We start from the raw sequence: 22,381 nt of genomic DNA, 5'->3' as shown, positions 1-22,381 counted from the left end.
ATACCGTCGCCACGATGTTGGGCACGCCTTGCCGGGCGTGCCACAGGATGGATGATGCCGCTCGTTCCCAGAATTCTCGTCTTTGCCGGTTCGATCAGGACCGGCGCCTATAGCGGCCGCACGGCCGACATAGCGCAGAAGGAACTGGCGCTGCAGGGCGCCGACGTGACGCGCATCTCGCTGGCCGACTATCCGCTGCCGATCATGGACGAGGACCTCGAGGAACGCGACGGCGTGCCCGAAAACGCCATCAAGCTCGCCCGCCTGATCGACATGCATGACGCGGTGCTGATCGCGACGCCCGAATATAACGGCTCGATGCCGCCGCTGCTCAAGAACACCATCGACTGGGTCAGCCGCGTGCGCAGCGATGGCGGCAGGCGGCTGCAGCCCTATGCCGGCAAGCTGGTGGCGATCTGCTCGTCCTCCGACGGCCATTTTGCCGGCATCCGCAGCGCCACCCATCTGCGCGCGGTGCTATCGCACATCCAGATGGAAGTGATTTCACCGCAGGTTTCGGTGCCGCATGGCAGCGAGGCCTTCGACGACAACGGCGAATTCCGCGAGGAGCGCCTGCGCAAGGGCATGCAGCGGCTGTGCCATGCGCTGATCGAACGAGCCACAATGATGTCGCGAAGGGTAGAACCATGAGCAGCATAGACACTGTACGCGACCGGCTGATCGTCGGCCTCGACCTGCCGACCGTCAAGGAAGCGGAGAGGGCGGTGCGCGAACTCGAAGGCACAGCCAGCTTCTACAAGATCGGCTACCAGCTGGCCTTTGCCGGCGGGCTCGATTTCGCCCGCGAACTGGCGAGCGGCGGCACCAAGGTCTTCCTCGACATGAAGCTGCTCGACATCGACAACACGGTCGCCAAGGGCGTCGAGAACATTGTCAAGATGGGTATGACCATGCTGACGCTGCATGCCTATCCCAAGGCGATGAAGGCAGCCGTCGAGGCCGCCAAAGGCAGCGACCTGTGCCTGCTCGCGGTGACGGTGCTGACCTCGATGGACGAAAAGGACATGATCGACGCGGGCTACGAATACGACCCGCACACGCTGGTGCTGCGCCGCGCCGAGCAGGCGCTGCAGGCAAAGATGGGCGGCATCGTCTGCTCGGCCAGCGAAGCCTCCGCCGTGCGCCGCATCGTCGGGCCGAACATGGCCGTCGTAACGCCGGGCATTCGCCCCACAGGCAGCGACCATGGCGACCAGAAGCGCGTCGTCACCCCGGCTGACGCCATGCGCAATGGCTCGAGCCACCTCGTCGTTGCCCGCCCGATCGTCGGCGCGGTTGACAGGAAGGCCGCAGCCCAGGCTATCCTTGAGGAAATGGCAAAGGCCTAAAATTCTACTGTGACGGCCGCCTGCCGCGGTTTTCTCCGCTTCCGGTGCTCACGGACCCGAATGTCCGCTGCGCCCCGGTTCTCGAAACCCGCACCAGACGACTCGTCACAGCGAATTTTTGGAGATGTGGCAGCCCGGGAGGAAAGAATGACCAAGGCTTACTGGATCGCACGCGTCGATGTTCGCGACCCCGAGGGCTACAAGGGCTATGTCGCCGCGGCGAAGCCGGCTTTCGAGCGCTTCGGCGCGAAGTTCATTGCCCGTGGCGGCGCCCATGAGGCGGTCGAGGGGCCGGGCCGGGCCCGCAACGTGATCATCGAATTCGCCTCGATGGAAGACGCGCGCAACTGCTACTTCTCGCCCGAATACCAGCACGCCAAGTCGATCCGCCAGCAGTTTGCCGATGGCGAAATCATGCTGGTCGAAGGCATCTAGCACCACGCAACGCACTGAATCGCGTTACTGCGCTGCGCCGCAAGGCTCCGCGCGGCGATGGCGTTTGTCCGCAAGACTGATTCGGGGTCTTTCGGCGCTGCACAACGTCAAGTCAGGCAGATGCTGAGCCGGCGGCGCCATTGGAAACGGATTTTCAACAGCTTGGACTAAACAATGACCCTGTTTCACACCAAGTGAGATATTGCATCGCAGCAGATGTTTGTTAACTTCGCTGCATTGCATGACGGGCCTCCGGCCGGCTCGCCTCCCCGAATGGCCGTATGAGGACATCATGTTTTACCAGCTTTATGAATCGACCCATGCTGCTCTGCAGCCGGCGCGCGCCTATGCCGACGCCGTCAAGCTGTTCTATTCCAACCCGCTCAACCCGTTCTCGCACATGCCGCTCGGCCGCTCGGTGGCGGCGATGGCCGAGCTTTTCGAGCGCACGACGCGCCGCTACGGCAAGCCTGCCTTCGGCCTCGGCAAGACGGTCGTCGACTTCCAGCCGGTGGCGGTGACCGAGAAGGTCGCCTGGTCCAGGCCGTTCTGCAACCTGATCCGCTTCGAGCGCGACCTGCCCGCCGGCCGCCGTCCCGACCCCAAGCTGCTGATCGTGGCGCCGATGTCGGGCCACTATGCGACGCTGTTGCGCGGCACCGTCGAGGCGATGCTGCCGCATGCCGACGTCTACATCACCGACTGGGCCGACGCCCGCATGGTGCCGGTAACCGAAGGCAAGTTCGATCTCGACGACTACATCGACTATGTCATCGACATGTTCCACGCGTTGGGACCGGATACCCATGTGATGGCGGTGTGCCAGCCTTCGGTGCCGGTACTTGCAGCCGTCGCCGTGATGGAAGCGCGCGGCGACCGCTTCGCGCCGTCGACCATGACGCTGATGGGCGGCCCGATCGACACCAGGCGCAATCCGACCGCCGTGAACGAGCTCGCCGAGAAGAAGAGCATCGAGTGGTTCCGCGACAACGTCATCATGCAGGTGCCGTGGCCAGCACCCGGCTTTGCCCGCGAGGTCTATCCGGGCTTCCTGCAGCTGTCGGGCTTCATGACCATGAACCTCGACCGCCACATCATCGCCCACAAGGACTTCTTCATGCACCTCGTGAAGAACGATGGCGACGGCGCCGAGAAGCACCGCGACTTCTACGACGAATATCTGGCGGTGATGGACCTGACCGCCGAGTTCTACCTGCAGACCGTCGACACCGTCTTCGTGCGCCACGCTTTGCCCAAGGGTGAGATGACCCATCGCGGCCAGCCGGTCGACACCTCTGCGATCCGCAACGTGGCGCTGTTCACCGTCGAGGGCGAGAACGACGACATTTCGGGCCTTGGCCAGACGCAGGCCGCGCACGATTTGTGCGTCAACGTTCCCGACGACATGAAGGCGCATTACATGCAGCCGGCTGTCGGCCATTACGGCGTCTTCAACGGCTCGCGCTTCCGCGCCGAGATCGTGCCGCGCATCGTCGACTTCATGGCGAGCTATGGCGCCTCCGCGCGCAAGGCGGCCAAGCCGCGGCTGGTGCGCAAGGCCTGACGGCCGCCGCCTAGCCAGCTTCAGCTTTTCCACAGGCAAGGCCCGGTGCACAACGCCGGGCCTTTTTGCATTCCGGGCTCCCATCAGCCTGTACGGCACCCTAACCCGTTGAATTCTTGCGACGTGTCCGGAGAAAGCCGGCTCCGGCTGCCGGGTCGCCGCGCTGGAGGTCTGTTGCACAATTATCGCTTGGCCGCCGCTGCGGTAACCATGTCTGCAATCTGCCGCGAGCTTTGATTGACTCTGCCTGCCCCTCGCTCTTAACGTTTTGTTAACGATGTAAATGGGGCGAGCGGGGCAGATGATTTCCGCAGCAGGCGTACGGTGCGCGGCGGGGCGTGCCGGTGTGTTTTTCGGGCTGATGACGGGCGTGGTTTTGTCCGCCGGTGCAGCCTTTGCCGCTTCCCAGCCGATGATCACGGGCGGCCTGACGTCGCAGCCGATCGGCCATTATGATTTCTGCCGCCTCAACCCGGCCGAGTGCTCGATCAGGTCGCGCGACACCGGTCCCGAGGAGATGACGGGCGCGATGTGGCGCAAGATCGTCGCCGTCAACGTCTCGGTCAACGCCGCCATCAAGCCGATGAACGACATCGATATCTATGGCCGCGACGAGGTCTGGACCTACCCCGACAATGGCGAAGGCGACTGCGAGGACTATGTGCTGGAAAAGCGCAGGACCTTGAGCCGCGAAGGCCTGAAGCTGTCCAACCTGTTGATCACGGTTGTGCGCAAGCCCGATGGTGAGGGCCATGCCGTGCTGACCGTGCGTACCTCCAAGGGCGACTTCATCCTCGACAACCTGACCGACGCCGTGCGCCAGTGGGACGAGACCGGCTACAGCTATCTCAAGCGTCAGTCGAGTGAGAACACCGGCCGCTGGGTGACGATCCGCGAAGGCCAGCCGATGCTGGTCGGCTCGGTCAAGTAGGGCTTCGCAAGCGCAGTCCCTCTGGAATCCGCTGCAATACCGCGCAGGGCATTGCAGCGGTCGCCGGGCGTCGTTGCCGGCGGTTTCCGCCTCCTTCCAAGCGTCCACCTACTTCTCGAACTCCGGACGGACGATCGCGGCGTGCAATTTTCTTTGACGACGACCGGAGGCAGTGAGGTCCAGCCCTGCCGAAGCTGCGGCGTCGCGTCGGCCGTCCGCATGCCCATCACTCTTCGCCTGAAGCCCTCCTCTCCAGGCGATCACCCGGCTCGCGCTTGCGCTTTTTTCTCCTACGCCGCCTGCGCTATGCGCTCGGCGCTGATGCGGTAGGAAATCGCCTCGGCAAGGTGGATGCGGCCGACGGTGTCGTTGCCGTCGAGATCGGCCAGTGTGCGTGCCACCTTGAGCACCCGGTGATAGGCGCGGGCGGAAAAGCCGAGCTTTTCGCTGGCGTCGCGGAGCAGCGAAAGCCCAGCAGCATCGGGCGCGGCGATGTCTTCGATCAGGCCTGCGGCGCATTGGGCGTTGGTGGTGGCACCTGTGACGCCGCAGCGTTCGAGGCGCTCGCGTTGGATGCTGCGCGCCCGGGCGACGCGCAGGGCGACGTCGGCGCTGGCTTCCGAACGGCTGCCGCGAATGAGGTCGGAGGCGGAGACCGCCGGCACTTCGATACGCAGGTCGATGCGGTCGAGCAGCGGCCCGGAGATGCGCGCCTGGTAGTCGGACTGGCAGCGCGTGCCGCGCAGGCAGCGATAGCCGGGCTCGCCGGCCATGCCGCAGCGGCACGGATTCATCGCCGCGACCAGCTGGATGCGCGCCGGATAGGTGATGCGATGATTGGCGCGCGCGATCATGCACTCGCCCGCTTCGAGCGGCTGGCGCAGGGAATCGAGCACCTGCGGGGTGAATTCGGGGAATTCGTCGAGGAACAGCACGCCGTGATGGGCGAGCGACACCTCGCCGGCCGCGCCCGCAGGCCACCGCCGACCATCGCCGCCATCGAGGCCGAATGATGCGGCGCGCGGAATGGCCGCCGGTCGGTGAGCTTGCCCTCGGCGAGCTCGCCGGCGATCGAGGCGATCATCGATACTTCGAGCAGTTCCTTGGGCGACAGCGGCGGCAGGATCGACGGCAGCCTAGCGGCCAGCATCGACTTGCCGGCGCCGGGCGGGCCGACCATCAACAGGTTGTGGCCGCCGGCGGCGGCGACTTCGAGCGCGCGTTTGGCGCTTTCCTGGCCCTTGATGTCGGCGAGGTCGGGCAGGTCGTGCGCTGCCGCACGGATGCCTGGCTCAGGGCGTGACAGCACCTGGGTGCCGCGAAAATGGTTGGCGATGGCAATCAGGCTGCGCGGCGCCAGGATGTCGATGTCGGCACCGGCCCAGGCGGCTTCCGGCCCGCTGGCGGCGGGACAGATCAGGCCCTTGCCTTCCGCATTCGCCCCGATTGCCGCCGGCAATGCCCCGGCCACCGCCGAAATGGTGCCGTCGAGCGACAGCTCGCCGAGCACGACATAGGCGGCGAGCGCATCGCCCGGCAAGGCGCCGAGTGCCGCCATCAGCCCGAGCGCGATGGGCAGGTCGTAGTGGCTGCCTTCCTTGGGCAGGTCGGCAGGCGCTAGGTTGACCGTCACTTTCTTGGCCGGCATCGACAGGCCGGAGGCGTGCAGCGCCGCCTGCACCCGCTCGCGGCTTTCGGCCACCGCCTTGTCGGGCAGGCCGACGATCTGCATGCCGACCTTGCCGGGCGCCACCATCACCTGCACGTCGACGGGAACCGCCTCGATGCCCTGGAACGCGACAGTGCGCACGCGCGAAACCATGCTGCCCTCCCCTATGGCGCAGTGCGCCCTCGAGGACGCACGGATGCGCTGCGGCAATTCATGCACGTTGGTTCGAAATCAGGCAGGCGGCCCCTCGCCTGCGTCAGGCTGTATAAGTCCCAATCCAAGACAAGCATAGATTGCAGAAGTGCGCAAGAACAATTCAAGAACATGCGCGTCGGAGTGGTGTGTGTTCGCGATGTGTTAACCTTGGCGCCGGGCAATCTGCCGTTGCGGCATTAGAGAGAGGGAATATTAAGCGCCGCCGCGCGAAGCTGCACCGGAAACAGGGGCAACCAATCTTCATGCGCAGTCCGTCATCGCGGCATATTCGGCGGCGGGCCGTTCTCCGGCAGCACGACGCAACCATCGCCGGGCTCGAGGCCAGGCTGGAGGTGCAGGCAGCGCTGATCCGCGAGCAGGCGGCCTCGCTGGCGCATAGCCAGAAGATTTTCGACCGCTCCTCGGCCGCCGCCCGTATCGGCGTGTGGCAATGCAACCTTGCCGACCAGGCTCTGCACTGGACCGACGTGGTCTACGACCTGTTCGACCTGCCGCGCGGATCGCCGCTCGTCCGCGAAGAGATCGTCAAGTGCTACACGGCGGCTTCGGCCATCGAGCTGCAGGCCAAGCGCAGCAAGGGCATAGCCGAGCGCACCGGTTTCGGCTTGGACGCCGAGATCGTGACGGCGAAGGGCAATCGCCGCTGGATCCGCATCACCGCCAGCGTCGAATGCGAGGATGGGGTCGCCGTGCGCATCTTCGGCATGAAGCAGGACATCACCGAAGAGAAGATCCTCGCCGACCAGACCCGCTATCTCGCCGAGTATGACGTCATGACCGGGCTCGCCAACCGCAGCCGTTTCCAGACCAAGCTGGCGGAGCTGACTGCTGACGGCGACGACCGGTCGCCGCTCGGCGCGCTGCTGTTGGTCGACCTCGACGGCTTCAAGCAGATCAACGACACCTTCGGCCATGTTGCCGGCGACGAGTGCCTGAAGGAAGTGGCCCGGCGCCTGGAAAGCGCCTGCGCCGGCGTCGAGCTCGTCTCGCGCATCGGCGGCGACGAGTTCGCCGTGCTGGTGGGCCCGGGGCTCGATCTGGCTGGTATAGCGGAACTGGCGCGTGAGATCATCGACAAGGTCGGCAGGACCGTCGACCATGGCGGCCGCGCCCTGAAGCTCGGCGCCTCGATTGGCATCGCGCTCCATGACGACAGTGAGCCCTCGGACCTGCTGGTGCGAGCCGACACCGCGCTCTATGCCGCCAAATCGGCGGGCCGCAACACGTTCCGGATCTTCAAGACGCCAGAGGCGGCAGGCGTGAGAAACCCGCGCGCTGCATGAGGCGCGACGGGCGTTCTGCTGTCCGGCGGGCCTCGACGGCCAACCCCCATCTGACCCTTGGGGTTGTCCCTGGCCAGGCAGGCTGCTAGGAAGCCGCGAGCTTATCAAGGCGCGCCAAGGCGCCCTCCGCGAGACGAACATGGGTACAGCCAAGTCCGCAGACAGATAGGCCGCAACAACACCAAGACGTTGTTGCGGCGCCCTGCCCCACGTTTCCTGATCATTGACCAGCGCGGCTGCCGGAAATCGTTTCCTGGACATTCAGCCGATGTACTGGACATGCGAAGTGGCAGTCGCCGCCGAATGAAATTCATTTGTGCGGATGAAAAGTCATGCCCAATCGTAACTCTCCCCCTGCGTGGAGCTATTCTTTGCCAACGGCACTCCTGCTGATGGCGCCATTCGACATCCTGGCCTCGCTGGCCATGGACATCTACCTGCCGGTGGTGCCGGCGATGCCTGCAATCCTCGGCACGACGCCTGCCGTCGTCCAGCTGACGCTGAGCCTGTACATGATCGTGCTCGGGCTCGGGCAGGTCGTCTTTGGCCCGATCTCCGACCGGATCGGCCGGCGCCCGGTGCTGATATCGGGCGCGCTGCTGTTTGCGGCAGCTTCGTTCCTGCTTGCCATCACCAGTTCGGCGCCGCTGTTCGTCGTCCTGCGTGTCATCCAGGCGCTGGGCGCCTCCGCCGCACTCGTCGCTACTTTCGCCACGGTGCGCGACGTCTATGCCGAGCGGCCGGAAGGTGCCGTCATCTACGGCCTGTTCAGCGCCATGCTGGCCTGCGTGCCGGCGCTCGGACCCATCGCCGGTGCGCTGATCGCCCATGGTCTGGGCTGGCGGGCGATCTTCGCCACGCTCGGCGTGCTCGCCGTGGCGGCAACGCTGAACGCACTGCCACGCTGGCACGAGACCCGGCCGGAGACGGTCCAGTCGCGTCCGGCCTTCCGGTCGATCCTCAAAAGCCCGGCCTTCCTCGTCTACACGCTGGGCTTCAGCACGGCGATGGGGGCGTTCTTCGTCTTTTTCTCGACGGCGCCGCGCGTGCTCATCGATGGGGCCGGTTTCTCCCAGATCGGCTTTAGCCTTGCCTTTGCCACGGCGGCGCTTGCGATGATCGTCACCACGCGCTTCGCCAAACTATTCGTCGCGCGCTGGGGCATACCGGGAAGCCTGGCGCGCGGCATGGTCATGCTGCTCATTGGCGCCGTGTCGCTCGCCCTCGGGCAGCTGTTCGCAGCGCCTGGGTTCCTCGCCTTCATCGTGCCGATGTGGGTAATCTCAATCGGCATCGTCTTTGCCGGCGCGGTGACGGCGAATGGCGTACTCGAGGCGTTCGGCGATGCGGCGGGCACGGCCGTTGCGCTCTACTTCTGCGTCCAGAGCCTGATCGTCGGCGTCGTCGGCACGCTGGCGGTGGTTCTGCTCGGCGGCGACACGGCCTGGCCGCTGGTTGCCTATTGCACTGTCATGGCGCTGGCGACGCTGTGTGGGCTGAGGTGGCTGCAGGCGCGATAAGTTTGTGGCTCGTTCAGGCCCGCTTGCTTTTGCCGCGTCCCGGCATCCCGGGGCGCGGCGTTTGAAGCCGTGGTTGCCGGCCTTCCTGTCGGCGTGGGCGGCGTGCCGACGACGGGATCGTGCTACGTCCTTACGGAGCCCAAGTGATCGTCACGGCGTCGGCCGAGCGGTTGGCTGGGCCGTGAAATACCGCTTCGATGTTGTTGCCATCCGGGTCGTACAGGAAGGCTGCGTAGTAGCCGGGGTGATAGGCACGCTCGCCGGGCGCACCATTGTCCTTGCCGCCCGCTGCAAGACCGGCAGCGTAAAACCTGTCGACGGCGGCACGGTCGGCAGCCTGAAAGGCAACGTGCACGCGGCTGGACTGCTCGCCGACGTCGACCCAGAGTTCATCGGCATAGAAATGCTCGCCACCATCGGTGACCTGAATGCCAAGAACGCCAAGCACGGCGGTGTAGAACCGCTTGCTTGCCGCCAGGTCACGGGTGCGCAAATGCAGATGGTCGATGAGACGTCCGCGTTTCAGTTCCATGACCTTGTCTCCATGCTGGTCATTCCCCATCGAAGTGGGTCGTGAGGTCACAGGCGAAAGGGCGGGCCGTCTATTTCGCCCGCTTGCTCTCCACAGCGTCCCAGAACAGTGCTGCGATATCGGCGCCGCCGAACTTCTTGACCTCGCGAATGCCGGTCGGCGAGGTCACGTTGATCTCGGTCATGTAATCGCCGATGACGTCGATGCCGACGAGGATGAAGCCGCGCTCGCGCAGTGACGGGCCGATGCGGGCGCAGATCTCGCGCTCACGCTCCGTCAGCTCGGTCTTTTCGGCGCGGCCGCCGGCATGCATGTTGGAGCGAGCGTCATGCTCGGCCGGCACGCGGTTGATGGCGCCGGCGGGTTCGCCGTCGATCAGGATGATACGCTTGTCGCCCTTGCGCACATCCTTGAGGTAGCGCTGGACGATGTAGGGCTCGCGGAACAGCTGGCCGAACATTTCGAGCAGCGACGACAGGTTCCTGTCTGCCTCGTGCAGGTGGAAGATGCCGGCACCGCCATTGCCGTAAAGCGGCTTGACGATGATATCTCCGAACTCCTTGCGGAAGGCTGCCACTTCCTGCGGGTCCTTGGTGATCAGCGTCTCCGGCATCAGGTCGGCGAATTCGGTGACGAAGATCTTTTCCGGGCTGTTGCGCACCCAGGCCGGGTCGTTGACGACGAGTGTCTTCGGGTGGATGCGCTCGAGCATGTGGGTGGTGGTGATGTAGTTCATGTCGAAGGGCGGATCCTGGCGCAACAGGATGACGTCCATCTCCGACAGGTCGGTGCGGACCGGCTCGCCGAGGGTGAAGTGGTCGCCCTTGATGTCGCGCACCTCGAGCTTCTCGATGCGGGCAAAAACCTTGCCGTCGCGCATCGACAGACGGTCGGGCGTGTAGTGGTAGAGCTCATGGTCGCGCCGCTGCGCCTCCAGCGACAGCGCAAACGACGTGTCGCCGGCGATGTTGACGGTTGCGATGTGGTCCATCTGGACGGCGATCTTGAGGGCCATAAAGGTCTCCGGCGCGGCTGGCGGTGGTCTTGTCGCGCGGGCCGGGCTCCGGTCGCACGCTGCGGTGACGAGGATGTAGCAATTTGCCGGCCTTATGCAATGGCGGCGGGCGCGAAGAAATCCGCTCGCCGCGCTGGCCGGCCGAGGCTACAGCCCGGGCCGGCCCGTCGGCTGGTTGCCGCCGATCATGTCGATGAACAGCTCGACCGCTTCGGCCATCGCCTGCCCGGCGGGCTTCTCGACGTGCCATTCGGTGAAGTGGCCATCGATCCACATGCGGCACAGGCCGTAGATGAAAGCGCGGGCGGACAGCATCAGCGCGTCGGGGGCGAGGGCCGGAGATATCCGGGCGCTGGCCTGGCCGCGGGCGATCAGGTCGAGCATGATCAGGCGGATCGCTTCGGTTTCGCCTGTGAGCTTGGGCGAGCCGTGGAAGTCGATTAGGGTGCGCGAGGCGATGACGTCGAAATGCGTCGGGTTGGCCAGCGCCCAGGCGAGATAACCACGAGCGATGGCGCGCAGCCCTTCCAGCGGGTCGGTGTCGCCGGTCCCTGACAGCTCCTGCTGGACCGACAGGGTCAGGCGCCCCACGGCTTGCTCGGCCACTGCCGTCATCAGTGCCGTCTTGTTGGCAAAATGGCGGAAGGGCGCGGCCGGCGAAACACCTGCGCGCTTGGCGGCTTCCCGCACCGAAACGGCGTCGACGCCCTTTTCCTCGATCAGCCCGATGGTGGCGGCGATGAGCTCCTCGACGAGGTTGCCGTGATGATAGGCCGCGCGGGTTCCGGGAGATTTCGCCATGGCCTTTAGTAGCGGTTGGCCGGCAGGAATGTAAACGGCGTAAACATCCGCTTGACAGTTCTCCGCAATCATATGTAAGCAGTGATTACATATGGAGGAAACGTCATGCAGGTTTTACCCGAAAGTGTTTCCACCTGGCCGCCGAACGGTTGGAGGCTGACCGCCTGGCTCAGCGTCGCTGTGCTGGCGGCATGCGCCGCAGCGGCCAGTCTCGCAGGCGATCCGGCCGACGGCGCGCGCATGGTGATTAGGCTGACTGCGCGCACCTCGCTCATCCTGTTCGTGCTCGCCTTTACCGCGTCGAGCCTGGCGCAGGTCTGGCCCTCGGCGACGACACTGTGGCTTAGGACAAACCGCCGCAATTTCGGCCTGGCATTCGCCTTTTCGCACGGCGTCCATGCCGCAGCCATCTTCGCGCTGTCGCAGCTCGATCCGGTGCTGTTCGACGCGCTGACGGCGCCGGTTGCCTTCATCGCCGGCGGCACCGGCTATCTCGCCATCGTGCTTATGGCCGCGACATCGTTCGACCGGACGGCCGCAGCAGTCGGGCCGAAAGCCTGGCGCGTCATCCACACCGGCGGTGCTTGGTTCCTTGCCGTCTTCTTCGTCGTCAATTTCGGGCGGCGTGCGGTGCTGATGCCGGAGATGTACTGGCCCTACATGGCGCTGATCCTCGCCGCGATCGCGCTCCGTCTGATAGTCCGTTTTCGTGGCCGCAAGCGCGATAGGGCCAAGCTAGGCGCTTAGCCAGCGCGTCGTTCATTTCACGGATTGCTGCCGCTCGGCGGCTGCGTCCTGTGCCGAAATATAGCCTAGCGCTGAAACCGGTTTCGACGCGGTGTCAAAATCCGGACGGCAAGCTGATCGAATACAATTCCTAAACGCTTTGCTGGCACTGTGCTGCAACAGTTTCAAATATTAGCAGAACAGAGACAAAGCATGCCCATCGGCGTCAGCCATTCGGACAGGGAAACGGCGGATCTGGCCTTTACCGATGCCTTGACCGGGCTCGGCAACCAGCGCCGGTTCTTCGACAAGGTCGAGCGGCTGATCGGCGACCGCGCCGAGGACCCGGCACCCTTCACCGTCGGCATCCTCGATCTCGATGGCTTCAAGCCGATCAACGACCTGTTCGGCCATCGCGCCGGCGACGACATCCTGATCCAGGTGGCGATGCGCCTGCGTGCCGCCTGCGACGGCTATTCGGCCGTGGCGCGTATCGGCGCCGACGAGTTCGCCTTTCTCTACCCGCTGGTGTTTTCCGAGGATGCGGCGGCCGAAAAGGCGCGCATGCTGATCGAAATCCTGTCGGCCCCCTATGACGTCGGCGAACGCACGGCGCGCCTGTCGGCGTCGGTCGGCTGTTCGCTGTTCCATTCGAGCGACGACACCACCGAGACTCTGGTGCGCAAGGCCGAGACCGCGCTCTATCACGCCAAGCGTTCGGGCCGCGGCCGCGTCGTCGTCTACACCCGCGAGATGGAGGAGGCGGCCAAGCGCGTCACCCGCATCGAGCAGGCGCTGCGCCGTGCCGTTGCCGCCGGCGATGTCGCGCCGCATTTCCAGCCGATCGTCGATCTCAGCAGCCGCCGCACCATCGGCTTCGAGGCACTCGCCCGCTGGACCGACCGCGACCTCGGCTTCGTTTCGCCTGCGGTGTTCATTCCGATCGCCGAGGAGCGCGGCATCATCGGCCCGCTGTCGCAGCTGGTGCTGCGCAAGGCGGCGGAAGCCGCGCGCAGCTGGCCGAAGGAAATGTTCCTGTCATTCAACCTGTCGCCGTCTCAGCTGGTCGACCAGAACACCGGCCTGCATATCCTGTCGATCCTCGAACGCACCGGCTTCGACCCGCGCCGCCTCGAGATCGAGATCACCGAGACCGGCCTGATGACCGATCCCGCTTCGGCGGAAAAGATCGTCGAGGATCTGCGCCGCGTCGGCATCCGCGTCTCGCTCGACGATTTCGGCACCGGTCAGTCGTCGCTCGGGCGCCTGCGCGAGTTCCGCTTCGACAAGCTCAAGATCGACCGCGCCTTCGTTGCCTCGATCCTCGAGGACCGGCCGTCCGAACACATCATCCGCGCGATCCTGGCGATGTGCGAAGGCCTCGGCATGGACGTCGTCGCCGAAGGCATCGAGATGGAAGCGCAGGCGGAACGGCTGACGCAGTTCGGCTGCGCCGGCGGGCAGGGCTACCTGTTCGGCCGTCCGGCCGACGCCGACGCCACGCTCGGCTATCTCCGCGAGGCGCATCGCGGCGCAACCTACGCTGCGGCCGTCTGAAGGCCATTTCCTGACATCGCTTCTGGCCGCGCTGCGTCTACGCTGAACCCACTGCATGCACAGGATTGGCGTGGCAGGCCGCCAGGTTCGCTTGATCGGCTGTCCTCATCCAGGCCTCGGCTCAGCGCTCCGATTTTTCCGTGAGCGAGCACGATCTTTTCCGAAAACCGGTTCCCACTTTTCGCGATCTTGCTCTATGACGGAGGGCATGTCCGGCTTTGGGGGAAGCGGGCAAGGCGAGGGAAAGATCATGATGCCATCGGCACGATTTCCTGATCTCGAGGGCCAGTCGGTGCTGATCACCGGCGGCGGCACCGGCATTGGCGCCGCGCTGACTGAGGCGTTTGCCCGGCAGGGCGCCAAGGTCGCCTTCATCGACATCGCCCTCAAGCCAAGCCAGGAATTGTGCGACGAGATCGAGCAGGCGACCGGCAACCGGCCGCTCTATCTGCGCGCCGATCTGCGCGACATCGCCGAGCTGCGCCGGGCGGTTGCCCGCGCCGAGGAAGAGCATGGTCCGGTGACGGTGTTGGTCAACAACGCCGCCAACGATGTGCGCCACGAGGTGGCTGACGTCACGCCCGAGAGCTGGGACGAAAACCAGGCGGTGAACATCAAGCCGCATTTCTTCACCATCCAGGCGGTAGCCCCTGGCATGGTCAAGGCGGGCGGTGGCTCGATCATCAATTTCAGCTCGACCTCCTACATGCTGAACATCGGCGCCATGCCGGCCTACACGGCGGCGAAGGCGGCGATCGTCGGCCTGACCAAGGGGCTCGCCGGCCGCTACGGCCCCGACAACATCAGGGTCAATGCGGTGGCGCCGGGCTGGGTGATCACCGAACGGCAGCGCGAATTGTGGGTCAGCGAGAAATCGCTCAAAGCGCATATCTCGCGGCAATGCATCAAGCGGATGATGCTGCCGGAGGACATGGTCGGCCCGGTGCTGTTTTTGGCTTCCGACGCGTCGAAAATGCTGACGGCGCAGACGCTGATCGTCGATGGAGGTATCTTGTGAGTGCTGTGCCTAAGATAGCGGCGGTCGACTGGGGCACCACCAGGCTGCGTGTCTGGCTGCTCGATGCCAGGGGTGCGGTGCTGGATGAAAGGCGCAGCGACGAGGGCCTGCTGACGGCGCAGCACAAGGGTTTTGCCACTGTGCTCGACCGGCAGCTGCAGGACATGGCGGCACCTGAAAACCTGCCGGCGATCGTCTGCGGCATGGCCGGCGCGCGCCAGGGTTGGGTCGAGGCGCCTTATGTCGACGTGCCGTCGTCGCTGGGCGATATTCTCGGCGCCGCCGTGCCCGTGCCGGGTGCCGGCCGCGACGTCCGCATCGTGCCGGGCCTCGCCCAGCGCGACCCGCGCGCGCCCGACGTCATGCGCGGCGAGGAGACCCAGCTTGCCGGCATCGCCAAGCTGATCGGCTCGGGCAGCCATCTCGTCTGCATGCCCGGCACGCATTGCAAATGGGTGACCGCCGAGGGTGGTGCCATCAAGAGTTTCGGTACCTGGCCGACCGGCGAGATGTTTTCGGTGCTGGCGCAGCATTCGATCCTGCGCCACTCGATCGGCGACACGCCGGCGAAGGTGTCACCGGAAAGCCAGGTGTTCCGCGACTGGTGCAAGGAGGCGCTGTCCGACGGTGACGTTGGCGCGAGATTGTTCGGCATCCGCGCCGCCGGCCTGCTTTCCGGGCTCGGCCAGCAGAATGCGGCGGCGGCCCTTTCGGGCCTGTTGATCGGCGCCGAAGTTGCCTCGGCTGTCAGGCGTTTTGGCCGGCGCGACACACCTGTGGTGCTCGTCGTCTCGGGCGCGCTGGGCGCACTTTATGCCGAGGCGATGCGCCTCGACGGCATCGCTGTGACGATCGCCGATGCCGATGAAGCGGTGCTGGCCGGCCTGGTGGCTGCTGCGCGGCGCAATGGGATGCTGGCTGAAGGAGTGGCCGAATGAGCGTGACTGCACCGTTCCCCGAACTCGGCCGCGGGCTGGTCGCCATTCTGCGCGGGCTGAAGCCCGAAGAGGCGCTCGATGTCGGCCAGGCCGTATTCGATGCCGGCATCGAGGCGATCGAGGTGCCGCTCAACTCGCCCGACCCGTTCCGCTCGATCGAGATCCTGGCCCGGGCGCTGCCCACGGCACTTGTCGGCGGCGGCACGGTGGTGTGGGCAAAGGATGTCGACCGGCTGAACGATGCCGGTGGGCGGCTGCTGGTCAGCCCCAACATCGACGCCGAAGTGATGGGGCGTGCCGGCGTGCACCAGATGGTGACGATGCCCGGCGTGATGACGCCGACAGACGCATTCCTGGCGCTGCGGCTGGGTGCTTCGGCGCTGAAGTTTTTCCCGGCGAGCGTGCTCGGGCCGGGCGGCATTTCGGCGATCCGCGCCGTGCTGCCCAAGGAGACGCAGGTTGGCGTCGTCGGCGGCGTGTCGGAGATCGATTTCGCCGCCTACGCCAAGGTCGGGGTGCAATTGTTCGGGCTCGGCTCCAGCCTCTACAAGCCCGGCATGACTGCCGCCGAAGTCGGCGAACGCGCCCGGGCAGCCGTGGCCGGCTGGGACGCCATCGGCAAGGGGGCCTGACATGGCGGCCAGCATCCTGTCCGACGAGGCATGCGAGCTCGGTGAAGGCCCGACCTACGATCCCGCCACCGACACGCTCTACTGGTTCGACATCCTGAACAGCCGGCTCCTGGAGAAGAAGCTTTCCGGCGGGCAGACGCGCATACACCAACTGGGCGAGATGGCGAGCGCGATCGCCACGATCGACGGCGAGCGCCAGCTGCTGCTGACCGAGACCGGGCTGCATATTCGTGACGCTGCGACCGGCACGCTCAAGCTGCATATGTCGGTCGAAGCCGCCAATGCCGGCACCCGCTCGAACGACGCGCGCGTGCACCCGTGCGGGGCGCTGTGGTTCGGCACCATGGGCAAGAAGGCCGAGGCGGGGGCAGGTGCCATCTACTGGTTCTTCCGCGGCGAGCTCAGGTTGCTTTTGCCCGCGATCAGCATCCCCAATTCAATCTGCTTCAGCCCGGATGGCAAGACCGCCTATTACACCGACACAGCCGTCAACCTGCTCTATCGCCTCGACTGCGATGCCGATACCGGCCTGCCGCTCGGCGAGCCGAAACTGTTCGTCGATCGTCGCGGCGACAGAGGCGACATCGACGGTTCGGTCGTCGACCGCGACGGGGTGCTGTGGAACGCCAGCTGGGGCGGCGGCCGCGTCGACGCCTATGCGCCCGACGGCAAGCTGCTGCGCAGCGTGCCGGTGCCGGCAGTGCAGGCATCGTGCCCGGCATTCGTCGGCGCTGCGGCCGACCGGATGGTGGTGACCTCGGCCGCCGAAGGCATGAGCGCAAAGGCGAGGCGGGCCGACCCGCATGCCGGCAAGACCTTCCTGCTCGACATCAAGGTCAATGGCCGGCACGAGCCGAACGTCCTGATCTGAGGCGAGGCAAGCGCTAGCTATGCGCCCCCCAGCGGGCGGTCCTCTTGTCGCCGGGACGATGGCAACAGGTCGGTTTTCCTGCAGGTACAGCCTGTCGCGAATGCGATGGTTGGAGTGGGCGGCGATCGTCGCGTCGCCGCATGACAGCAGGAACAGTGCCCGATGGCCGGACAAAGACCGACGCTTTTTCTCGTCCACGAGCCGGAGCGCGCCTGTTCCGAGCGATTGCTTGATGACGGCTTCTCACGCCAGGCGGCGATGGAGATTTCGTCTTATCTGGCGCAATCGACCGACATGGCACCTGAGTTCGCTGCCCTTATTGAGGCATGCGCTGTGCGCAGCCTCGACTTTCGCGCCGTCGAGCTCGACGATGCCGCAACGGTGCTGGCGTCAGTGGATCGTGGCGCCAGTCTGGTGTGGACGCTGACCGACGGCATCGCCTATTTCCGCGGTGGTGCTGCACCGGCACTTGCCCGGCTCAATGGCCTGAAGACCGTCGGCGCCGACGACAGCCTGTTTGCGCTGTGCCAGGACAAGTTCCGGGCAGGCGCCGTGCTTTCGGCGCTCGGTCTGCCGGTGCCGACGGCGGGGCTTGTGCGCGGCGGCGAATGGCTGGTCGAGCCGCCGGCGTCTTCGTCGGGTTATTTCGTCAAGCCGAACCGGCTCGGCGCCAAGATCGGCATCTGGAAGGATTCGCGCATCGCCAAATCAGGGGATGCGTTGGCGCTCGGGCGCCGCGTGTTCGACGCCTATCGCGACGATGTCATCGTCCAGCCCTATGTCGCCGGCCGCAACGTGCGGGCGAGCTTCCTTGCGGTCGACCCCAAGGTTGGGCCCGAGGCGCTTGGCATCGTCTTTGTCGATTCAGGTGGCGACTTCCAGACCATGGCCGACAGTATGGCGCTCTATGGCGACACCGGCACGGCGGCCAGGGAAGCGGGCCAATATGTCGAGCCGGAGCTGGTGCAGGTGGCGTCGGTGCAACCGCGCGCGGCGGAAAGCATCAGGCGGATCGCGGCCAGGCTGATGGCCGGGCTCGGCCTGCGCGACGTCTTCTCGCTCGACTTCCGCGTCGAGGCCGACGACACCGTGCACCTCATCGAATTCGAGGTCTGCCCGGGCCTGCCCTGCTTCGATTTCCGTGCCTATTGCCGGACTGAATGGCAGCTCAGCCTCGCCGAGGCGATGGCCGAGACGGCGGCACGGCGCATCGGCTAGAGGTGCCGCGCCTTTGGCGGCGCAAGCGTCAGGTGCGCTGCATGCAGACGGAGGTATGTCCCGAGCGGATAAAACCGATCTGCTGGGCGGCACCCTTGGACAGGTCGAGCACGCGTCCCTTGATGAACGGGCCGCGATCATTGATGCGGACGATGACGCTCTTGCCGTTCTTCTGGTTCGTCACGCGGATCTTGGTGCCGAAGGGAAGCGAGCGGTGCGCCGCGGTCATGGCCGATGGGTTCATGCGTTCACCCGAAGCAGTCTTCGAGGTCAGCGCATACCAGGAGGCCTTGCCGCACTGGGCTGAGGCGGTGCCGGTAAAGGCTATCATCATGCCGGCGGCGATGGTGGCCGCCACGATCGCGGGCTTGGCGCGGTTCTTCATCTTCTGGTTAACGCTCTGTTGATAAACACACGGAGCGGTTTCACCCGAAATGTGGCAGCGAATGCGGCAAGCATCGGGCAGTTCCGAGGCGAGCGCACACATTTGGAGTCTCAAGGTAACAGTTTGTCAGGGCTGATGAGGTCGCAAGGAAGGAATATCTTCATAATTGCGGAGCGGTTGCTGAGATCATCGCGGAATCACGAGAATCGCTGCTGTCGCATGACATCTTGAAGATACTTGCTACCGAAAAGAAATATCAAGAAGCAGGTTGGCGTTGTGAAGATAATCAACAGGAAGGTGGTGTCGAGATGAAGTTATTGCCAACCATCGTTGCGGGGCTCGCCGTCGTCGTCGGCATCGTCTGGATCCTGCAGGGTGCCGGCCTGCTCGGCGGTAGCTTCATGACAGGGCGCACGGAGTGGTTCTGGATCGGGATCGCGACCGTATTGGCCGGCTGTGCCGCATTTTTGTGGCTCAGGCGTCGAAGCAGGTGAAGCTGCCGTTGCGTCGAGGGGAGCCAACGCGACCGAACTATTGTAGGCGGATGCCGAGACGCTAGGATGTGCGCATAGTCCGGTCCGCCGGTTGTTGGGTGTGGGGGCAATTGACCGAACTCGGCTTGACGATCGCGATCTGCACCCGCAACCGGGCGTCTCTGCTCGCGCGATGCCTCGCGTCGCTCGTCGCTGCCGAGCGACCGACTTCAGCTTTTGAAATTCTGGTTGTCGCCAATGACTGCAGCGACGAAACCTTGCCCGTTGCCCAGGGTTTTGCCGCCCGGCTGCCGATGGTGGTCGTGGAGGAACCGCAAGCGGGACTGTCCCACGCCCGCAATCGGGCCATTGCCGAGGCGCGAGGACAGCTGATCGTCTGGCTCGACGACGACGCCCTGGTGCGGTCCAGCTTCCTGCGTGCCTACGAGGCCGCGATGGCCGCGTCGCCGCGATGCAGCATCTTCGGGGGCGTGATCGTTCCATGCCTGGACGGGGAGCCGCCCGCCTGGCTATTGGCCGGGCTGGACGTGGTGGAGAGCGCCTATGCGGCGCGGCGGCGAGCCGCTGCTGACATCTTTGCCGATGTCGATGCCGATCTTCCGTTCGGTGCCAACTACGCCATGGTGGCCGATGTCCAGCGCCGCTTTCGCTTCGACCCCGAGCTCGGCCGGCGGCCAGGCAACCCGTTCGCGGGCGGCGAGGAGATCGCGGTCATGCGTGCGGCACTTGCCGCGGGTCACGTCGGCCGCTGGGTTCCCGAGGCGATCGTCGATCATCTGATCGGGCCGGAACGGCAGACCGAGGCCTGGCTGTGGGGCTACTTCCATGCCGATGCGAAGCAGCGCGCCTCCGGGCGCCCGGCGTCGCTGTGGGGCCGGTTCAAGGCCGGCAGGGCATTTCGCCGCTATTGGCGGGCGCGAACAAGAGCGCAGCCCCAGGAGTGGCTGGCGTTGTTCGTCAAGGCGGCGCAGCTGGCTGGAAAAGCCGGCGTCAGGCCGGATCTTTAAGCAGCGTCTTTCCGCTAGGGGCCAGCTCCGGGGATACGCCCAGCAGATCCAGGATCGTCGGCACGACGTCAAAGGAACTGGTGATGCCGGATCGGCCGGCTTCGAGGCCCGGACCGGCACCGAACACAAACCCCCAATCGCCGGTATGGCCACCCGTGCGACGCCAGGGCAGCGGGCCGACGGTTCCCAGCCGCTCATGCGTCATGCCGAGAAGGCCCTTTCGAAAAAGCACGTAGAGATCGGCCTCATGCGGCCCGACTTCGAATGGGGACTTGCCAGCCCGGAAGGTTTCACGCACTGCCGGTTCGCCGCTCAGCGGATCGCGGCACTGCGACAGCAGCAATTCGAGTTCATCGAGGAGTGCATCATAGCCTTCGGGGCTCACAGTTCCCGATGCTTCCCGGCCGCACAGGTTCACGCGAATCTGTCCGTCGTAAAAGGCTGGAATGGCGAATGCGTCCATCTTTGGCCAGAAGGCGCGATAGCGCGTCGTGGGCATCCAGCCGATTCCGCGAGGCTCTCGCTGACGGCGAAGCGTTTCGGCGTCGCGCTGCCGTCCGATGCCAGTCTTGACCAGCGCGCGAGCGATGGGGCCGGGCCTGTCGGGCCATGGAACGAGCTTCCGCAGCGTCGGCTCCCAGCTCTCGTTTTCTTCGAGCAGCGGCGTGCCGTCGGCAAAGCGTGCCGCGGGCGTTAAGTCGCGCATATAGGCTTTGCCGAAGCTGCGCCGGTAGAGCAGCTCGGGCAGCAGAGCCATCGCGGGTACGTCGCCCTCGTTCATGCCCATGCCATGCATGGAAAAGGCTAGCACTGTCGCATCGGGGAAGGCGTCGGCGAGATCGCCGACCAACCGGTCTAGCGCTTCGTAGATACCGATCATCCCTTGTCTTGCCGGCGCTGCCGAGGCGTGATGATGGAGTGGATGCTCGGTGTCGATGCCGTGCCAGAACGGCTCGCTGCCGGAGTGCGCCTCGGATGGAACGACGATCGCCAGATCCCAGTCGGGAAGCCGATCGCGCAGCAGCCACAGGGCGATCTCGCGACGCCTTTCGACTGCAGTAATCAAGGCGGCGGCGGCCGCTTCCGTCTTGGCGACAGAAGGCCAGCAGAAGCCGTAAATCCATTCCGGAGCGGGGTAGGGGCCGAACTTGCCGGCGATTTCGGCGGCGAGATCAGGCGGGTTGGAATGGGCTTCGACACCGGGATCATGGGCACCCCAGGCGGCGAGGCCAAGGACATTTCCACTGTCGTCCAGCCGGCAATAAGGCAGGTCGAATGCCACCACCCTTCGGCCGGTGGCTTGCAGGTAGGAAGGGGCTGTGACCTCTTCCTGGATGACGTCGTATGTGGCTGGATCGAAACGTACCGCTGACCAGCGGCCGCCGTCGGACGGTGCAAGCCCGGTCGCGACGTGCTCCCAGGCCAGGCCCGAAAGCTTGTCGCGCCCATGGTCGAGCTGCAGGCCAATGCCGTTACGGCGCAGCCGGTTTAGATTGGGCAGGCGTCCTTCGCCGATCATTCGCTCGACGAGGTCGTAGTCCATCCCGTCGAGTCCAATTGCGATTACGCGCGGCATTTCCCCTCCAGCCTGAGTTCCCCGCGACCAGTATTGCCGAGCCAGCAAAGGTCGACAATGCCCGGATAGGGTGCGCCGGGCTGCGACGCTGGCGGTTCATTGAATTTCTTGCGGATTTCTGAGATAATATTCCCAGTGCGAGAACGCCCGACTGAGGAGTTCGACTAGCACGCACATAGTCCTCACGGGCGCTCGAGCTTAACTCGAACGTAGCCAAAGAGGATTTTTCGTCATGGCAACGCTTAATGTAATGGAGCCCCTGGGGCTCACCCGGCATCGGCGCTGGGAGGACATCGTGTCGATGATCCTCGGCGCTGCTATCATCGTGTCTCCGATGTGGTTCGGAGTGACCGAGATGCCGACAATGATGGCGGTTACCGCGCTCGTGGGTGCGGCGATCGTCGTGCTTTCCGGATTGGAGCAGATCTTCCTGCGGCGCTGGGAGGAAATCCTGCTGCTGTTCGGTGGCGTCTGGATGGTGGTGCAGCCGTTCGTCTTCGAATATGGCGGCGCGCTGCGCAGCTGGCACATCGGCCTCGGCATAGCCGTGGCGGTGCTGGCGGCCCTTGAACTCTGGCAGGACCGCGACCGCAGCCTCGAGGCATAGCAGCGGCGAGACAAAGGAGAGGGGGACTTTTTGGCAT

General features: G+C 65.2%; 22 protein-coding genes and 1 pseudogene. 17 read left to right on the top strand and 6 right to left on the bottom strand.

Annotation, left to right across the window (positions count from 1 at the left end):
• Window positions 1-54 precede the first annotated feature (54 nt).
• The 5 genes from ACSQ3E_RS21480 to ACSQ3E_RS21460 all read left to right on the top strand — a co-directional run bounded on the left by ACSQ3E_RS21480 (window position 55) and on the right by ACSQ3E_RS21460 (window position 4,279).
• Window positions 55-651 carry an NADPH-dependent FMN reductase gene (locus ACSQ3E_RS21480; RefSeq protein WP_436124252.1) on the top strand — a complete coding sequence of 199 codons (597 nt, stop codon included), beginning with the start codon at window positions 55-57 and terminating at the stop codon, window positions 649-651.
• Window positions 648-1,349 (top strand): orotidine-5'-phosphate decarboxylase, encoded by a 702-nt coding sequence (pyrF, locus tag ACSQ3E_RS21475; protein WP_310325493.1) that lies wholly within the window; start codon window positions 648-650, stop codon window positions 1,347-1,349. Before ACSQ3E_RS21480 ends, pyrF begins: the two co-directional genes overlap by 4 nt.
• A 147-nt stretch (window positions 1,350-1,496) precedes the next feature.
• The gene (locus ACSQ3E_RS21470; RefSeq protein ID WP_395449073.1) at window positions 1,497-1,784 is read left to right on the top strand and encodes a DUF1330 domain-containing protein; all 288 of its coding nucleotides are present in this window, start codon (window positions 1,497-1,499) and stop codon (window positions 1,782-1,784) included.
• A gap of 292 nt (window positions 1,785-2,076) precedes the next feature.
• The gene (locus tag ACSQ3E_RS21465) at window positions 2,077-3,348 is read left to right on the top strand and encodes a polyhydroxyalkanoate depolymerase (protein ID WP_436124251.1); all 1,272 of its coding nucleotides are present in this window, start codon (window positions 2,077-2,079) and stop codon (window positions 3,346-3,348) included.
• A gap of 301 nt (window positions 3,349-3,649) precedes the next feature.
• Window positions 3,650-4,279, top strand: coding sequence for a transglutaminase-like cysteine peptidase (locus ACSQ3E_RS21460; protein ID WP_409014668.1), 630 nt, complete (start codon window positions 3,650-3,652; stop codon window positions 4,277-4,279).
• Window positions 4,280-4,569: 290 nt separating this feature from the next.
• Here ACSQ3E_RS21460 and ACSQ3E_RS21455 read toward each other — a convergent pair.
• A pseudogene (locus tag ACSQ3E_RS21455) lies at window positions 4,570-6,011 on the bottom strand (YifB family Mg chelatase-like AAA ATPase).
• Between the two features lie 395 nt (window positions 6,012-6,406).
• Here ACSQ3E_RS21455 and ACSQ3E_RS21450 point away from each other — a divergent pair.
• On the top strand, window positions 6,407-7,447 hold the full coding sequence (locus ACSQ3E_RS21450; protein WP_436124250.1) for a diguanylate cyclase domain-containing protein: 1,041 nt from the start codon (window positions 6,407-6,409) through the stop codon (window positions 7,445-7,447).
• A 332-nt stretch (window positions 7,448-7,779) separates the two neighbouring features.
• Window positions 7,780-8,967: a CmlA/FloR family chloramphenicol efflux MFS transporter gene (cml, locus tag ACSQ3E_RS21445; protein ID WP_436124249.1), complete on the top strand. Its 1,188-nt coding sequence runs from the start codon at window positions 7,780-7,782 to the stop codon at window positions 8,965-8,967.
• Between the two features lie 130 nt (window positions 8,968-9,097).
• Here cml and ACSQ3E_RS21440 read toward each other — a convergent pair whose 3' ends face one another.
• The 3 genes from ACSQ3E_RS21440 to ACSQ3E_RS21430 all read right to left on the bottom strand — a co-directional run bounded on the left by ACSQ3E_RS21440 (window position 9,098) and on the right by ACSQ3E_RS21430 (window position 11,315).
• Entirely contained in the window at window positions 9,098-9,499 is a 402-nt protein-coding gene (locus tag ACSQ3E_RS21440) for a VOC family protein (RefSeq protein ID WP_436124248.1), read from the bottom strand.
• Between the two features lie 70 nt (window positions 9,500-9,569).
• The gene (gshB, locus tag ACSQ3E_RS21435; RefSeq protein ID WP_436124247.1) at window positions 9,570-10,514 is read right to left on the bottom strand and encodes a glutathione synthase; all 945 of its coding nucleotides are present in this window, start codon (window positions 10,512-10,514) and stop codon (window positions 9,570-9,572) included.
• A gap of 147 nt (window positions 10,515-10,661) precedes the next feature.
• Window positions 10,662-11,315: a TetR/AcrR family transcriptional regulator gene (locus ACSQ3E_RS21430; protein WP_436124246.1), complete on the bottom strand. Its 654-nt coding sequence runs from the start codon at window positions 11,313-11,315 to the stop codon at window positions 10,662-10,664.
• Between the two features lie 105 nt (window positions 11,316-11,420).
• Between ACSQ3E_RS21430 and ACSQ3E_RS21425 the strand changes: the two genes are divergently transcribed.
• The 7 genes from ACSQ3E_RS21425 to ACSQ3E_RS21395 all read left to right on the top strand — a co-directional run bounded on the left by ACSQ3E_RS21425 (window position 11,421) and on the right by ACSQ3E_RS21395 (window position 18,275).
• Complete coding sequence (locus ACSQ3E_RS21425; protein WP_436124245.1) at window positions 11,421-12,062, top strand: hypothetical protein; 642 nt, start codon at window positions 11,421-11,423, stop codon at window positions 12,060-12,062.
• 192 nt (window positions 12,063-12,254) lie between these two features.
• Window positions 12,255-13,598, top strand: a complete 1,344-nt coding sequence (locus ACSQ3E_RS21420) for a putative bifunctional diguanylate cyclase/phosphodiesterase (RefSeq protein WP_310325468.1) — start codon at window positions 12,255-12,257, stop codon at window positions 13,596-13,598.
• Between the two features lie 250 nt (window positions 13,599-13,848).
• Window positions 13,849-14,616 carry an SDR family NAD(P)-dependent oxidoreductase gene (locus ACSQ3E_RS21415; RefSeq protein ID WP_436124244.1) on the top strand — a complete coding sequence of 256 codons (768 nt, stop codon included), beginning with the start codon at window positions 13,849-13,851 and terminating at the stop codon, window positions 14,614-14,616.
• Window positions 14,613-15,554: a 2-dehydro-3-deoxygalactonokinase gene (locus ACSQ3E_RS21410; RefSeq protein WP_436124243.1), complete on the top strand. Its 942-nt coding sequence runs from the start codon at window positions 14,613-14,615 to the stop codon at window positions 15,552-15,554. The genes ACSQ3E_RS21415 and ACSQ3E_RS21410 overlap by 4 nt, the downstream gene beginning before the upstream one ends.
• On the top strand, window positions 15,551-16,186 hold the full coding sequence (locus tag ACSQ3E_RS21405) for a 2-dehydro-3-deoxy-6-phosphogalactonate aldolase (RefSeq protein WP_436124242.1): 636 nt from the start codon (window positions 15,551-15,553) through the stop codon (window positions 16,184-16,186). Before ACSQ3E_RS21410 ends, ACSQ3E_RS21405 begins: the two co-directional genes overlap by 4 nt.
• 1 nt (window position 16,187) lies before the next feature.
• On the top strand, window positions 16,188-17,057 hold the full coding sequence (locus tag ACSQ3E_RS21400; RefSeq protein WP_436124241.1) for an SMP-30/gluconolactonase/LRE family protein: 870 nt from the start codon (window positions 16,188-16,190) through the stop codon (window positions 17,055-17,057).
• Between the two features lie 162 nt (window positions 17,058-17,219).
• On the top strand, window positions 17,220-18,275 hold the full coding sequence (locus ACSQ3E_RS21395; protein WP_436124240.1) for a D-alanine:D-lactate ligase-like protein: 1,056 nt from the start codon (window positions 17,220-17,222) through the stop codon (window positions 18,273-18,275).
• 28 nt (window positions 18,276-18,303) lie between these two features.
• Here ACSQ3E_RS21395 and ACSQ3E_RS21390 read toward each other — a convergent pair whose 3' ends face one another.
• Window positions 18,304-18,660, bottom strand: coding sequence for a septal ring lytic transglycosylase RlpA family protein (locus tag ACSQ3E_RS21390; RefSeq protein ID WP_310325457.1), 357 nt, complete (start codon window positions 18,658-18,660; stop codon window positions 18,304-18,306).
• A gap of 227 nt (window positions 18,661-18,887) precedes the next feature.
• Here ACSQ3E_RS21390 and ACSQ3E_RS21385 point away from each other — a divergent pair, with 227 nt between their 5' ends.
• A complete protein-coding gene (locus ACSQ3E_RS21385; RefSeq protein WP_436124239.1) occupies window positions 18,888-19,154 on the top strand; it encodes a hypothetical protein in 267 nt (88 codons plus the stop codon).
• 125 nt (window positions 19,155-19,279) lie between these two features.
• Complete coding sequence (locus ACSQ3E_RS21380; protein ID WP_436124238.1) at window positions 19,280-20,161, top strand: glycosyltransferase family 2 protein; 882 nt, start codon at window positions 19,280-19,282, stop codon at window positions 20,159-20,161.
• On the opposite strand, the gene ACSQ3E_RS21375 is transcribed toward ACSQ3E_RS21380, so the two are convergent.
• Window positions 20,145-21,737: an alkaline phosphatase family protein gene (locus ACSQ3E_RS21375; protein WP_436124367.1), complete on the bottom strand. Its 1,593-nt coding sequence runs from the start codon at window positions 21,735-21,737 to the stop codon at window positions 20,145-20,147. The two genes, ACSQ3E_RS21380 and ACSQ3E_RS21375, sit on opposite strands and share 17 nt — an antisense overlap.
• Window positions 21,738-21,969: 232 nt before the next feature.
• Here ACSQ3E_RS21375 and ACSQ3E_RS21370 point away from each other — a divergent pair, with 232 nt between their 5' ends.
• Window positions 21,970-22,344 carry an SPW repeat domain-containing protein gene (locus ACSQ3E_RS21370; protein ID WP_310325448.1) on the top strand — a complete coding sequence of 125 codons (375 nt, stop codon included), beginning with the start codon at window positions 21,970-21,972 and terminating at the stop codon, window positions 22,342-22,344.
• Window positions 22,345-22,381: the final 37 nt, after the last annotated feature.

The sequence above is a fragment of the Aminobacter sp. LjRoot7 genome (genome assembly GCF_964252895.1).
Classification (GTDB): domain Bacteria; phylum Pseudomonadota; class Alphaproteobacteria; order Rhizobiales; family Rhizobiaceae; genus Aminobacter; species Aminobacter aminovorans_B.
The sequence above is the reverse complement of the archived record's forward strand: the minus strand, read 5'-3'. Positions and strand labels throughout refer to the sequence as shown.

What these genes read in the sequence shown, in the direction of transcription:
- ACSQ3E_RS21420 (WP_310325468.1), top strand. Translation starts at nt 12,255, where the DNA reads ATGCCCATCGGCGTCAGCCATTCGGACAGGGAAACGGCGGATCTGGCC.
- ACSQ3E_RS21470 (WP_395449073.1), top strand. Translation starts at nt 1,497, where the DNA reads ATGACCAAGGCTTACTGGATCGCACGCGTCGATGTTCGCGACCCCGAG.
- cml (WP_436124249.1), top strand. Translation starts at nt 7,780, where the DNA reads ATGCCCAATCGTAACTCTCCCCCTGCGTGGAGCTATTCTTTGCCAACG.
- ACSQ3E_RS21395 (WP_436124240.1), top strand. Translation starts at nt 17,220, where the DNA reads ATGGCCGGACAAAGACCGACGCTTTTTCTCGTCCACGAGCCGGAGCGC.
- gshB (WP_436124247.1), bottom strand. Translation starts at nt 10,514, where the DNA reads ATGGCCCTCAAGATCGCCGTCCAGATGGACCACATCGCAACCGTCAAC.
- ACSQ3E_RS21375 (WP_436124367.1), bottom strand. Translation starts at nt 21,737, where the DNA reads ATGCCGCGCGTAATCGCAATTGGACTCGACGGGATGGACTACGACCTC.
- ACSQ3E_RS21390 (WP_310325457.1), bottom strand. Translation starts at nt 18,660, where the DNA reads ATGAAGAACCGCGCCAAGCCCGCGATCGTGGCGGCCACCATCGCCGCC.
- ACSQ3E_RS21400 (WP_436124241.1), top strand. Translation starts at nt 16,188, where the DNA reads ATGGCGGCCAGCATCCTGTCCGACGAGGCATGCGAGCTCGGTGAAGGC.
- ACSQ3E_RS21480 (WP_436124252.1), top strand. Translation starts at nt 55, where the DNA reads ATGCCGCTCGTTCCCAGAATTCTCGTCTTTGCCGGTTCGATCAGGACC.
- ACSQ3E_RS21450 (WP_436124250.1), top strand. Translation starts at nt 6,407, where the DNA reads ATGCGCAGTCCGTCATCGCGGCATATTCGGCGGCGGGCCGTTCTCCGG.
- ACSQ3E_RS21430 (WP_436124246.1), bottom strand. Translation starts at nt 11,315, where the DNA reads ATGGCGAAATCTCCCGGAACCCGCGCGGCCTATCATCACGGCAACCTC.
- ACSQ3E_RS21415 (WP_436124244.1), top strand. Translation starts at nt 13,849, where the DNA reads ATGATGCCATCGGCACGATTTCCTGATCTCGAGGGCCAGTCGGTGCTG.
- ACSQ3E_RS21440 (WP_436124248.1), bottom strand. Translation starts at nt 9,499, where the DNA reads ATGGAACTGAAACGCGGACGTCTCATCGACCATCTGCATTTGCGCACC.
- pyrF (WP_310325493.1), top strand. Translation starts at nt 648, where the DNA reads ATGAGCAGCATAGACACTGTACGCGACCGGCTGATCGTCGGCCTCGAC.
- ACSQ3E_RS21460 (WP_409014668.1), top strand. Translation starts at nt 3,650, where the DNA reads ATGATTTCCGCAGCAGGCGTACGGTGCGCGGCGGGGCGTGCCGGTGTG.
- ACSQ3E_RS21405 (WP_436124242.1), top strand. Translation starts at nt 15,551, where the DNA reads ATGAGCGTGACTGCACCGTTCCCCGAACTCGGCCGCGGGCTGGTCGCC.
- ACSQ3E_RS21425 (WP_436124245.1), top strand. Translation starts at nt 11,421, where the DNA reads ATGCAGGTTTTACCCGAAAGTGTTTCCACCTGGCCGCCGAACGGTTGG.
- ACSQ3E_RS21465 (WP_436124251.1), top strand. Translation starts at nt 2,077, where the DNA reads ATGTTTTACCAGCTTTATGAATCGACCCATGCTGCTCTGCAGCCGGCG.
- ACSQ3E_RS21370 (WP_310325448.1), top strand. Translation starts at nt 21,970, where the DNA reads ATGGCAACGCTTAATGTAATGGAGCCCCTGGGGCTCACCCGGCATCGG.